Source organism: Acinetobacter gandensis, assembly GCF_001678755.1.
In the GTDB taxonomy this organism is placed as follows: domain Bacteria; phylum Pseudomonadota; class Gammaproteobacteria; order Pseudomonadales; family Moraxellaceae; genus Acinetobacter; species Acinetobacter gandensis.
Genome location: NZ_LZDS01000027.1, coordinates 19895 through 32659 on the forward strand (window position 1 = coordinate 19895; position 12765 = coordinate 32659).

A 12765-nucleotide genomic window follows, 5' to 3' on the forward strand; every position below is an offset into this window, starting at 1 on the left:
GCTTTAGCATGTATTCTAGCAAATAAAAAACCATGCACAGGCATGGTTTTTTAGCAATTGTTCAAATATTTTGACTATTTTGCTGTCTGTTTCGTATGAATCACATCGGATAAATCATAGCCTACAGATTTGGCATAATTTAAGTAGTCTTGAACGACTGCTTGAACAGGATGAGCAGAACGTGAAAGGACCCACATATATTTACGACGTGGCTCTCCCACAAGAACAGTTTGGTAATCTTCATCGGCTTTTAATACCCAATAATCACCACGTCCAATAGGTAACCAGCGAATTGATTCTGGTAGAAAGCTCACTTTTAACTTGGTATTAAAGGGTGCATTTTGAACAAAAGCTTCACCAATGGACTGCTTCTTGGTACCGTCTTTGGCAAAACAACTGTTATTGACATTAATATTGCCATTTTCATTTAAGGTATAAACCGCAGTCACATCACGGTCACAGCTTTTTTGAAATACCAGAGGCTTACGAGCGACTTCATACCACATACCTAAATAACGATCGAGTTCTACTTTTTCGACTGTCTGTAATGGTTTGGTCTGTGCATATGCCATAGTCGCTGCACCTAAACCAATTAATACTGCTGCACCCACTGCAATTTTAGCCAATTTAAAACCCGCTTTCGGAATATTTGTAGTCATCAAGCTTTCCTCATTTTAGATGCAAACTTACGATCAAATGTCTTTCGATATAAATTTACTTTAAACAATAAATATGCGAATTAACTCATATTTTTGTCTAAGTTATGTAGTTCAATACAGCTCAAAATAGTATTATTGTCTAACAAGACTATTGAATCATTTGCGCTTTCAAGCGAAGGATTTCATCACGTAGCCTTGCTGCCTGTTCAAATTGCAACTCCTTCGAAGCTTTTAACATTTCTTTTTCAAGCTTGTTCATATGTTTCGCTAAAAGTTTCGGATCTGACATTAAATGACGCTCATCTGCACTCAAAGCTTTCGCTTGTTGTGAAATTTTTTCGTCAATTTCGTCATCTTGCAGCACTTCACCAGTATCAATATCTTTGACATTTTGACGAACCGCACTACGTGGGGTAATACCATGCTCTAAGTTAAATGCAATTTGTAAATTACGACGGCGATCCGTTTCATCAATGGCTTTTTGCATCGAATCGGTCATACGGTCTGCATATAAAATCGCTTTACCATTTAAGTTACGTGCTGCTCGACCAATGGTCTGAATCAGTGAACGCTCTGAGCGCAGAAAGCCTTCTTTGTCGGCATCTAAAATTGCGACCAAAGAAACTTCGGGCATATCTAGACCTTCACGCAATAAGTTAATACCTACAATCGCGTCATACACACCAGAACGTAACTCATGAATAATTTTGGTTCGTTCAACCGTATCAATATCTGAGTGTAAATAAGCGACTTTCACGCCATATTCTTTTAAATATGAGGTTAGGTCTTCTGCCATACGTTTGGTCAGTGTGGTCACGAGAACACGTTCATTGAGTTCTTTACGATTATTAATCTCGGACAATACATCATCGACTTGGGTCAGTACTGGACGAATTTCAATTTCAGGGTCTACCAAGCCGGTTGGACGTACCACTTGTTCAACCACTTGCTCTGACTTTTCCATCTCATAATGCGCAGGTGTAGCACTGACATAAATAGTCGATGGAACAATTCTCTCCCATTCCTCAAATTTCATCGGGCGATTGTCCAATGCACTTGGTAAACGGAAACCATAATTCACTAAATTTTCTTTACGTGAACGGTCCCCTTTATACATCGCGCCAATTTGTGGAACAGTCACATGTGATTCATCAATAATTAATAAAGCGTCATCTGGAACATAATCAAATAAGGTTGGCGGCGCTTCACCCGATGGACGACCAGATAAATGACGTGAATAGTTTTCAATACCGTTGGTATATCCAAGTTGCTGCATCATTTCGAGGTCATAACGGGTCCGCTGTTCAATTCGTTGTGCTTCAAGTAACTTATCATTGGCGCGGAAAAAGCCAAGTCGTTCAGTTAATTCTTCACGAATCGTCCCAATTGCTCGCGTTAAATTATCTTTTGGTGTGACATAGTGGCTTTTTGGATAGATCGTTACCCGTGGCACTTTTCGAACCAATTTTCCTGTCAGTGGATCAAACCATCGAATGGAATCAACTTCATCATCAAACAGTTCAATACGAATGGCATTTTGATCTGATTCCGCAGGGAAAATATCAATAATTTCACCACGGATACGATAAGTACCACGCAAGAATTCTAACTCGTTACGGGTATATTGCATTTCGACTAAGCGACGAATGATATCATCACGGTTAATACGATCACCCTCAACAATGTGTAAGAGCATGCTCATATAGGCATTCGGATCGCCCAAACCATAAATTGCAGAAACCGAAGCAACAATAATTGCATCACGTCTTTCCAATAAAGCACGCGTCGCTGACAGTCGCATTTGGTCAATATGGTCGTTAATCGAAGAATCTTTTTCAATGAATGTATCTGAAGATGGCACATACGCTTCGGGCTGATAGTAGTCATAATAGCTAACGAAGTATTCAACTGCATTGTGTGGGAAGAATGCCTTAAACTCACCATACAACTGTGCAGCCAAAGTTTTGTTATGCGCCATGACAATAGTCGGGCGCTGGGTACGTGCAATAACATTAGCCATGGTATAGGTTTTACCCGAACCTGTTACACCCAATAACAACTGATCATGCATGCCCTTTTCCACCCCATGCACCAATTTTTCAATGGCTTGAGGCTGATCCCCTGCGGGCTGATATTGGGTAACCAATTCAAAAGGCTGTTCCTGCATCACACTCTTCTTAGACAATTCAACTCAAGCTTTATTATGAGGGCAAAGTTATGCAAAACAACGTTAAATTTATGCAAACAACATGAATACAATTTCACTTTTTGCTCTTCACATTATGTTCAAGGCTTAATTTCACAGACGGACAATTTATAGTTAGATGAAACTTATGATTCATAAAAAGTTTTCAACCCAGATATCAGATGAAAATTAACTGAACCATACCTGTTTAAGCCTATTTTGATACTTGACCAATCAGCCTTTCAGCTGCAACATGAATAAAAGGATGATGAAGATAAAACTGTATGACTTACCACTATCATGATGAAAGCATTGTTAAAGATTTAGCTGAAGACACCATTTTTGTTTTTGGTAGCAACATGGCTGGCGAACATGCTGGCGGTGCTGCACGTACAGCCCTTGAACATTTTGGTGCTATGAAAGGTGTTGGGCGTGGTTGGGCTGGGCAAAGTTTTGCGATACCGACCATGAATGAGCATTTACAACAAATGCCACTTTCACAAATTCAACATTATGTTGATGATTTTAAAATATATACAAAAAATCATCCTAAAATGAAATACTTCATCACCTCTATAGGCTGCGGCATCGCGGGCTATAAAGTTGAAGAAATTGCCCCAATGTTTAAAGGCATTTCACACAATGTCATCTTCCCTATCTCTTTCCGTCCTTTTGTTGAAAAGCCTCTACCAAAATTAACATCAAAGCTGCTACACACAATTTATCGTGACTCTGTCATTTTTGCACCTGCAACGGATCAATTGGTTGAGGTCCTTGCACTCAGTGAAAACGAAAAGAGTTTGGCTAAAATTCTATTAAATACTCAAATGTACCCAACCGACAGTAATGGCCGAGATCGTATTTTTGAAATTGAAGATATTCTGCATGCACTCAATGGCAAAATTTTTGAGTTTCAATCTAACTCTGAGGGCCCAATGATTTTTGGTGGCGTCATTCTTGCGCTACTAGAGCTCTACAATATCAATGAACAAGATTTTGCTGATGTTTGGACGGCAAAACGTGAAATTCAACCACCACGTCCTGCCAATAAAGCACGTAAATAATTTTTATATCACCTACATAAATACACTTATAAAAAAGCCAGTCACTAGACTGGCTTTTTTAAGTTTAACGTTTACCCATTGAGCGACGCGTTCCGCGTGGCGGCATCCATGTACGGTCAGCATAACGCTGTGGTTTTGGGCGCATGTCTTCAAATACTTCATCAGAAGAATTTTCTTCAACTTTTTTCACTGGAAAAGGCAAATTAACAATAGCCTTCTTCTTGGGAGGGTTTTGCGTACTCATTGGAATAACTCAATCAAATCTGCCGCTATTGTACAAAAAAAATAGCATCGCGGCTAATCGCACTACATTTTTAAAAAGCCTTACAAGTGAAAACCGCAATTGATGAGGCTAAGCAATGTAATTCATCAAAATAATTTGTTTGAACAAAATGTTCATCCAACTATCAACCAACGAACATCAGCTTTAAAAGTCTTTTTAGAGAACAATCTTTATAAGCCCATAAATTTTTCTTGAAAAGTACATTAATTGTATTGACCTAAATAGCTAAGCACCCTGTCAAAAAAGTCAATTAAAATCATATTTAACAAATAGATAGCCATAAATAAAATAGATCAAAACTGCTTATTTGTTACACAAACACTTCACTAAAGTTAAAGGATAAAACATTTTTCTTACTTTGTTACAGGAAGCTTACTTGATCTATTGATATCTATAACATTTCCACAAGTATAAATTTTGAATAATGGGCTCTTAGAAAAATTATTATCAATTTACGGACATGGAGTCCTTTAAAATGAAAAAAAGTGTATTGTGCATTGCTGCGTCTATGGCTGCCCTTCCTATCCTCAGTCATGCCGACTCACCATATTTTAGTTTAAAAGATGGCGATGGCTTTAAGCGTTTTTCAGTTTCTGTAGGTGCTCTACATGTTATGCCGCAAGGTAAAGCCCAACCCTTCCAAGTCAATACTGCAGTTAAAAATGGTGAAGTTTCCAAGAATGGTGATATTCAGGTCGATACTGTCTTAAACAACCTTAATCCGGAGGTCAACCAGACTGCGCTTGCCACCGTTTTAAAAGGTTTAGGCTTTTTTACCGGCGGTCAGTTGGGAAGCGGACTCAGTGGTAGCTCACAGATTCAGGGGCTGGAGGAATGGAATAACCCAGGTACAGGTCTGGAAGCAGATGATGTCACGACCTTGGGTATCATGACCAATTACTTCTTTACCGATAACGTTTCCTTTGAAATGAAAGCCGGTATTCCCCCTAAAGTAGACTTACAGGGTAAAGGCAAAATTTATGCACCTTTCTCTGCTGTGGCCACACCACAAATTGGTAACTTACCCTTAGAATTTTTAAATATTGATCTTCAAAACGATATTTTTATTACTGATCTTGGCGCGCATGGTGCAGCAGCTTCAGCTCGTGCATGGACACCGGCAGCAGAGATCCAATATCACTTTGGTAAAACTGGCGTGAATAAATTCCGTCCCTATGTTGGTTTGGGTGTGATGTATGCATATTTCAATGAACTGGAAATGAATCCACAAATTGAAAAAGACTTAATCGCAGCAGGTCACATGATTGCCAACATTAAAGAAGGAAATGCCGGCGCATCTCTTGAAGGTAAACCAAGTAAAGCGAATCCAAAAGTAGATTTAGAAGCGACAGATGCATTTGCACCAGTTGCCACTGTTGGTTTCACTTATGACTTTAATGATAAATGGTTTGCTGTTGGCTCTGTCAGCTATGCACATCTCCAAAATGAAACAACAATTACAGTCACAGATGCGACACATGGAGAACTCATCAAATCTAAGGCTGATATTGAAGTGAATCCTATTCTTGCCTATGCCGGCATTGGTATGCGTTTCTAATTACAATGAAATACTCATAAGGCGACTTCGGTCGTCTTTTTTATTGTTCATATTTATATTCATCTTTCACAAAGCTTTGCCAAACCTTCGATATCTCAATTGTTTTATCGGTAATTTATAAATTTATTTTATTGTTTGGTGAATTAATTTTAATCGTAAGTAAACGATGAATCGAATACCATGAGTACAAATTTAAAAATGTAGACTGAGTTATGTCTGATACTCACTTTTCTAAACCACTCATATATATGCTCATAGGTAGTGCCATTATTTTGGCATTGTCTTTAGGCGTACGTCATGCTTTTGGTTTATACCTTGTCCCGATGAGTGATGAGTTTGGTTGGGGACATAATGTTTTCAGTCTAGCAATTGCCATGCAAAACCTCATTTGGGGTGCGGTTCAACCAATCACAGGTGCTTTGGCAGATAAATATGGCAGTAAAATTGTGGTGGCTGCGGGTGGTGCACTCTACACCATTGGACTGTTGCTCATGGCGGTCAGTTCTACAGGCTTATTACTCAACTTAAGTGCAGGTTTAATTTTAGGTTTAGCTCTATCAGCAACCTCTTTCCCTATTTTACTTTCAGCAGTGGGTCGAGCAGCGCATCCTGAGAAACGTAGTTTAGCCATGGGGATTGCAAGTGCGGCAGGTTCATTCGGGCAATTTATTATGCTGCCCTCTACACTTCTGTTACTTCAAAAATTCGGTTGGTCATCTGCATTAGTGGTCAGTGCCATTTTAATTGCTTTAATTATTCCTTTAGCATGGATGCTTAAAGCACCAATGTATGTGTCACCGACTAGCAGTACGAACGAGACGTCACTCAGCTTTAAACAAATATTAAAATTGGCTTGGGAGCATAAACCATTTTGGTTTTTGGCCTTAGGCTTTTTGGTCTGCGGTTTTCAGGTAGTATTTATAGGTATTCACTTGCCCGGCTATTTAATTGACCATGGTTTTAATGCAACAACTGGCACTATCTTTTTAGCCTTAGTCGGTTTGTTTAATATTGTCGGTACCTATACAGCTGGCTGGCTTGGTGGAAAGTACTCTAAACCTAAACTATTGATGGGTTTATACGGACTCCGTGGCATTGCCATTATTGCCTTCTTATTGCTACCACTTAGCACATGGACAATCTATGCCTTTGGTATCATTATGGGCTTATTATGGCTCTCTACTGTACCTTTAACCAATGGCATTGTAGCCAATATGTTTGGTGTTAAATATTTATCAATGCTCAGTGGTATTGTATTTTTCACCCATCAAGTTGGGTCATTCTTTGGAGGCTGGCTGGGTGGTGTGAACCACGATATGACCGGTAACTATAATGCGGTTTGGATGTTTTCCATTGCATTAAGCATATTTGGTGTATTGGTACATTTCTTTGTAAATGAGGAGAATGTCATAAATGACTGATTCTATGATTTGGCTTCGAACAGTTATTGTAGCGGCTCTCATTCTGCTTTTTGCACTGGCTTTCGCGTTATGGTCACACACGCCTGAATTATTTGAATATTTTAATCAAGCCTTTTGTGCACACTAAACCAGCCCTGATCACTTGATAAAGTTAATACTACTGCTGTTTTTTCAACAGAACTACAGCAGTTTTTTCGCTAAAAATCACAGTATTAAATAAAAGCTGCATTTTCAGCATCTTAGTATAAATAATCTATTTATTCATAAACTTAGAATATTTTTTGATTTTTCATCTGCTTTTTTATTTCCTAGATTAGTGCTCAACAGATAACAAATTGAGAACTTTTGAAATGACGGCACTTACACAACTTTCACAAGCCATTCACGATGCTCCTCGCTGGCATCAAGCAGAACAATTTCAAGATGGTTCTGAAATTCGTATTGAACCACAGCATGACCAAGCTTTGGGGGCAGTTGTGTATGGTTTAGATGCACGTAAAGCGCAATCTGGTGAAACCATTTATCGTTTAAAACAAGCTTTAGCTGAGCACTTAATTCTAATATTTAAACAACAAACTTTAGATGATCTACAGTATTTAGCCTTTGCGAGTTACTTTGGCTCTATCTTCCGCCCAGGTGCAGACATTCCTGTATTAGCGTCACAAGATGAAACAGGTACACCGCCCGATGTGGTTCCGGTTTCCAATGCTGTCGGTAAGGGTGACTACACGGGACATGGCGAATTGGCAGCGCATGCAGACCATCAATGGACACCACTACCTTCGTTTGGATCTCTACTCTATGCCATTGAGCTCCCTCAAGATGGCGGTCAAACTTCTTGGTTTAACACTATTCGTGCCTATGAAGCATTGGACGACGCAACCAAGCAGCATTTAGATCAATTACAATTAATTACTTACAATCCGTTTGTCCGCGCCAAAAGTAACAAAGGTACCAATGGTTATGGATCAACCCCACTGTATCGTTTTAAAGATCAACCTATTGTAGGTCACGCGTATCCACACCCGCTTGTACGCACCCATCCTGAAAGTGGTCGTAAAGGTTTGTGGTTAAATGAGCGCTCAGAAGTTGAGTTGGTCAATTATGATGATCAGGCAGGAAGTGAGTTAATTGCTTCATTACGTGAACATCTATTGAAACCAGAATTCCGTTATGAACATCAATGGCAACAAGGCGACGTCGTATTTTGGGACAATCAAGTGACGCTACATTCACGCCGCCCTTTCCCGGCTGAACAGCGCCGTTTACTGAAACGCATTAGTCTTGCAGGAGGACGTCCATTTTAAAAACCGTTATACAGCGCAAAAGTCAGATAATAACAACAACTTTTTTGGGCATCATGTAAAACAAAAATAACTCGCCATGATGCCTTAATTTACTTAATCAGAATTTCTATCTTTGCGAAGCGAACCTTTTTAAATTATTTTCTCTTTAATTTTTCTTTATTAGAAGTATGCGTATGAGAAGATAACTTTATTATTTGTACTTATTCATCTCTGTTTTAAAAAATAAGGGAAATTAGCAATTGCATCTGAATATTTAACTGGATTAAAAATATTACATCAACACGGACATCTAGAAATTTTATCTAAAAAATATGCATTGAAAAATAAAAAACCCGTAAGCCTTCACTTACAGGTAATAATTTTTTTAGGGATTAAAGTTTATGAACTAATTTTGCATACCATTTTAATATCTATAGCACTATCAATTTTTATCTACACAAGAAGCTGAAATCAAATTAATTGTTTAGAACATTTTTTAAAGCATAGTATTAACAAATAATAAAAAGTTAGGTTTCGGTAATTTCTGGACAGTCGACCTGAAGCACTTTTTTAGCTCTAAAATGATCAACTTTATGAGCAAACTTTTTCGCCCATATAGAGGTTAATATAGGAACCATAATGGCTGAAATGACGACGCAGGTTGCAATTAATATTGTTGCTGCGGGGGCTACCGCTTCAAATTGTGGAGCCACCTGAGCAATCAGCATAGGGGTAGCTGCTGCAGAACCTGCAGTACTTGAGGCCGCTATTCCCGCAGTTCCATTACCTTTAGCCAAAAATATATCTGCAGGAATCAGGAAAAGAGCTGAAACCATTACCACAGCTACGCCAAGAATAATGCCTGGCAATCCTGTTTCCAGAATTAGACTAAAATTAATACTGTTCCCTAAGGCAAAGCCAAAAAAAGGAATCATGACTTTAGCCGCTGGAGCAAAAAAATCCCTCATTTTTTCATCCAAGTTTCCTAAGAGAAAACCGAACAAAAATGGTAATACGACGCCGACCAGCGCAGCAGGATGAAAAGAAGCTACCCCGGCTGAACCCAGAATTAACATGGTAAACAAAGGTCCAGATTCAATTCCGATGAGTGCTCCCGCAGCGGCCTCTTCTTTTGTTCCGTATTGAGAAGTCAGTGAGGAATAAAGACCGGCATTGGTCATATCAAATGCAACAACAATGGCAAGAATTGAAAAGCCAGCAAATAGAGGCATGCTCAACATTTCATTGGGTTGCATCAGGAAACCTAAAATGAGTGCCAGCATCCATGCGACCAATAATTTTGCACCAATCACTGCACCTGCTTTCCTAACCACGGTACCGGTTGCACGGACATTGATAGACGCTCCGAGACAAAAGGTCCAAACGCCTAAAATTGGTACTGCACCTGTAATAATACCCTTGGTAAATGAGCCGAAATACTCTGCGGTATCTGGAGCAAAGGTATGAATTGTTGCGCCTAATAAAAGTGGAATCAACATCATTCCACCTGGAACTTTATCTATAAATTTTTTTATTTCCATTTCTTAAAACTCCCTCAAATTTCCATTCTGAAGAGTTATGGCTTTCATCCAGAAATAATCATCCGAATATATTTCAGACAGTCTTCATTATCTGTATTTGCTTTTAAACAGATAGATAAATATGACTGTGGTGCAGATCAAAACCATAATTCTTATTGATCATTTTTCGTTTTACATCTGCGCACCAATCATCCATGGTACAAATTCTTCACCGCCAATCCCCAGTGCTTCACTCTTACTTTTTTCACCCGAAGCCACACGAATAAGCATTTCGAATATTTCCAGCCCTTTTTCCGCTACGCTGGAAGTGCCTTCCATGATATTTCCACAGTTAATATCCATATCGTCTAGCATTCGGTCATACATGGCAGTATTGGTCGCGATCTTGATCGAAGGTGAGGGTTTAGCCCCGAAACATGAACCACGTCCTGTAGTAAACGCCACCAGATTTGCACCCCCTGCAATCTGACCAGTAGCACCCATCGGGTCATAACCCGGTGCATCCATAAACACCAGACCGTGAGTATCAATCGTTTCTGCATAACGGTATACGCCTTTTAATGGCGTTGAACCACTTTTGGCTACAGCACCTAAAGATTTCTCCAGAATCGTGGTTAATCCACCTGCCTTATTACCGGGCGTCGGATTGTTATCAATACTGCCCTTTTCACGGTCGGCATAAGCTTCCCAGGAATGAATCAAATCTACAAGTTTATGTCCAACTTCAGTATTGACTGCGCGACGAGTCAGCAAATGTTCTGCTCCGTAAATCTCGGGTGTTTCAGACAAAATTGCGGTACCACCCTGAGCGACTAAATGATCTACTGCTACACCCAAGGCAGGGTTTGCGGTAATACCTGAATAGCCGTCAGAACCACCACACTGTAAAGCCACACATAAATGCGACAATGGCAATGGCTCGCGAGCAATCTGGTTGGCTTCAGGCAAAATTTCTTCTACCAGTGCAATAGCCTTATCAATCGTTTTTTGTGTACCGCCTTCATCCTGCATCACCAATGGTTTAATTTTGCTGGCATATTCAGGGTTTTTAGATTGGAGCAGCGGTTTCAACTGGTTAGCTTCACATCCCAGCCCGACGATAACGACGGCAGCAAAATTAGGATGTTCCATATAACCTGCAATGGTACGACGTAATTGTTTGAGTCCCTCTCCATGATGGTCAATACAGCAACCAAAACTATGCGACAGTGCCACTACGCCATCCACATTTGGATATTTGTCCATCATTTCAGGACGGTCAAAATATTGAGCGACTTTTTTAACCACCGTAGCTGAACAATTCACAGTACTGATCACGCCAACATAATTTCGTGTCGCCACACGGCCATCCGCACGTTTTATGCCTAAAAAAGTACGCGACTGCGGTGCAGCGGTCACCGGAATTACATTTTCTCCAAAGGCATAATCACGGTCAAAATCGGCCATGGCCAGATTGTGTACATGCACATGTTCGCCCGCTTTAATGTCGCGGGTAGCAAAGCCAATAATCTGTCCATAACGCAAAATGGCATCACCCTGAAAAATATTTTCCAGCGCAACTTTATGGGCAGCGGGAATTTCTTCCAGAGTAACCATTTGTTCGGAAACTATGGTCTGTGGGGCTAAATGGGTTTTTGCAATTGCAATATTATCATTAGGATGTAATTGAAGAATATGAGATAGATTCGTCATTGCGTGCTTCCTTTCTAAATGCTGACTGTTTGACATAAATTCCATGCCTTTCGCTGGCGTGATCAAACATCAAATGCCTGATTGATTTTCATCATAGTCTTTTTATTTTTGACAATCTGTGATATTTACTACACACATTGTTGAATCAGATTGGACAATCCATGTCTGCAAGAATCCCTCCTCTGCATCTTATTTATGCTTTTGAAGCTGTAGTCAGGCATTCCTCTTTTTCCAAAGCTGCCGATGAGCTGAATGTTACTCGAAGCACTATTTCACATAGAATTCAAACTCTGGAAAAACTCCTCAATACCATTTTATTTGAACGCACCACACGCAAGCTGAATTTAAATGCTGCAGGTGCTTCCTATTACTTGGCAGTTAAGGAAGCTCTAGTTTCTTTAGATAATTTAAATAAAATTAATTCGCATAACCTATATAAAAAAACCATTACCATTTCTTCACCTCCTACCTTTGCGAATATTTATTTGCTGCCTCGATTAAAAGATTTTCTAGATCAATATCCGAATATTGAGATTGCAATTGAAATCGCAAAATCACAATTGGACTATGAAATTAGCAAAGTTGATTTCGATATCCGATATGGTAGTGGTGTATACCCAGGCATGCAAAGCCGCCAGATCAGCAGAGATACTATCTTTCCAGTCGCTTCTCCTTACTATGTCAAAAGCAAAAATATTCGCCAGCCTAGAGATTTAGAAAACTGTGATTTTCTTAGAAGTTATCTGGAACCTTGGTCGTCTTGGTTTATTCAAGCCCATCTGGATTGGAAAGAGCCGACTCAAGGACATCGTTTTGAAGATTTATCATTACTTTATCATGCAGCCCAAAACAGCTGGGGCGTGGCATTAGCAAGAGAGTCTCTGGTCATGAAACAAATTAATCAGGGTACGCTGGTTCAGCTGTTCGACATTACAGCAGAGCCCCTTTTTCAATATTATGCAATTATCGACCCCAGAAAGAATTTGTCTGACGAAGCATCAATGTTTATTGACTGGCTATGTCGGACTTGATTTTTTATAAGTAGATGCAACAAAAAAACCCGCAAGCCTAAACTT

10 protein-coding genes are annotated in these 12765 nt (G+C 39.6%); 5 read left to right on the plus strand and 5 right to left on the minus strand.

Going from position 1 to position 12765, the window contains the following annotated elements; genetic code table 11:
- Positions 1-74 precede the first annotated feature (74 nt).
- Both A9J31_RS11385 and uvrB read right to left on the minus strand, forming a co-directional pair.
- Positions 75-659, minus strand: coding sequence for a lipocalin family protein (locus A9J31_RS11385; RefSeq protein ID WP_067765831.1), 585 nt, complete (start codon positions 657-659; stop codon positions 75-77).
- A 148-nt stretch (positions 660-807) separates the two neighbouring features.
- A complete protein-coding gene (gene uvrB / locus A9J31_RS11390) occupies positions 808-2829 on the minus strand; it encodes an excinuclease ABC subunit UvrB (RefSeq protein WP_150923035.1) in 2022 nt (673 codons plus the stop codon).
- A 299-nt stretch (positions 2830-3128) separates the two neighbouring features.
- Between uvrB and A9J31_RS11395 the strand changes: the two genes are divergently transcribed.
- The gene (locus A9J31_RS11395; RefSeq protein WP_067765837.1) at positions 3129-3908 is read left to right on the plus strand and encodes an A1S_2505 family phage non-structural protein; all 780 of its coding nucleotides are present in this window, start codon (positions 3129-3131) and stop codon (positions 3906-3908) included.
- A 64-nt stretch (positions 3909-3972) separates the two neighbouring features.
- On the opposite strand, the gene A9J31_RS11400 is transcribed toward A9J31_RS11395, so the two are convergent.
- On the minus strand, positions 3973-4152 hold the full coding sequence (locus A9J31_RS11400; RefSeq protein ID WP_067765840.1) for a hypothetical protein: 180 nt from the start codon (positions 4150-4152) through the stop codon (positions 3973-3975).
- Between the two features lie 514 nt (positions 4153-4666).
- Between A9J31_RS11400 and A9J31_RS11405 the strand changes: the two genes are divergently transcribed.
- The 3 genes from A9J31_RS11405 to A9J31_RS11415 all read left to right on the plus strand — a co-directional run bounded on the left by A9J31_RS11405 (position 4667) and on the right by A9J31_RS11415 (position 8477).
- Positions 4667-5749: an OmpW/AlkL family protein gene (locus A9J31_RS11405; protein WP_067765843.1), complete on the plus strand. Its 1083-nt coding sequence runs from the start codon at positions 4667-4669 to the stop codon at positions 5747-5749.
- Between the two features lie 212 nt (positions 5750-5961).
- Positions 5962-7170: an MFS transporter gene (locus A9J31_RS11410; RefSeq protein ID WP_067765846.1), complete on the plus strand. Its 1209-nt coding sequence runs from the start codon at positions 5962-5964 to the stop codon at positions 7168-7170.
- 350 nt (positions 7171-7520) lie between these two features.
- A complete protein-coding gene (locus A9J31_RS11415; protein ID WP_067765849.1) occupies positions 7521-8477 on the plus strand; it encodes a TauD/TfdA dioxygenase family protein in 957 nt (318 codons plus the stop codon).
- 506 nt (positions 8478-8983) lie between these two features.
- Here the strand turns inward: A9J31_RS11415 and A9J31_RS11420 are convergent.
- Positions 8984-9997, minus strand: coding sequence for a 2-keto-3-deoxygluconate permease (locus tag A9J31_RS11420; RefSeq protein WP_067765852.1), 1014 nt, complete (start codon positions 9995-9997; stop codon positions 8984-8986).
- A gap of 171 nt (positions 9998-10168) precedes the next feature.
- Positions 10169-11689, minus strand: a complete 1521-nt coding sequence (locus tag A9J31_RS11425) for a UxaA family hydrolase (RefSeq protein WP_067765855.1) — start codon at positions 11687-11689, stop codon at positions 10169-10171.
- 161 nt (positions 11690-11850) lie between these two features.
- Here A9J31_RS11425 and A9J31_RS11430 point away from each other — a divergent pair, with 161 nt between their 5' ends.
- Positions 11851-12720 (plus strand): LysR substrate-binding domain-containing protein, encoded by an 870-nt coding sequence (locus A9J31_RS11430; RefSeq protein ID WP_067765858.1) that lies wholly within the window; start codon positions 11851-11853, stop codon positions 12718-12720.
- Positions 12721-12765 lie beyond the last annotated feature (45 nt).

Coding starts and splice junctions, on each gene's coding strand:
- A9J31_RS11385 (WP_067765831.1), bottom strand. CDS start 659: ATGACTACAAATATTCCGAAAGCGGGTTTTAAATTGGCTAAAATTGCA.
- A9J31_RS11405 (WP_067765843.1), top strand. CDS start 4,667: ATGAAAAAAAGTGTATTGTGCATTGCTGCGTCTATGGCTGCCCTTCCT.
- A9J31_RS11415 (WP_067765849.1), top strand. CDS start 7,521: ATGACGGCACTTACACAACTTTCACAAGCCATTCACGATGCTCCTCGC.
- A9J31_RS11425 (WP_067765855.1), bottom strand. CDS start 11,689: ATGACGAATCTATCTCATATTCTTCAATTACATCCTAATGATAATATT.
- A9J31_RS11410 (WP_067765846.1), top strand. CDS start 5,962: ATGTCTGATACTCACTTTTCTAAACCACTCATATATATGCTCATAGGT.
- A9J31_RS11400 (WP_067765840.1), bottom strand. CDS start 4,152: ATGAGTACGCAAAACCCTCCCAAGAAGAAGGCTATTGTTAATTTGCCT.
- A9J31_RS11395 (WP_067765837.1), top strand. CDS start 3,129: ATGACTTACCACTATCATGATGAAAGCATTGTTAAAGATTTAGCTGAA.
- A9J31_RS11430 (WP_067765858.1), top strand. CDS start 11,851: ATGTCTGCAAGAATCCCTCCTCTGCATCTTATTTATGCTTTTGAAGCT.
- A9J31_RS11420 (WP_067765852.1), bottom strand. CDS start 9,997: ATGGAAATAAAAAAATTTATAGATAAAGTTCCAGGTGGAATGATGTTG.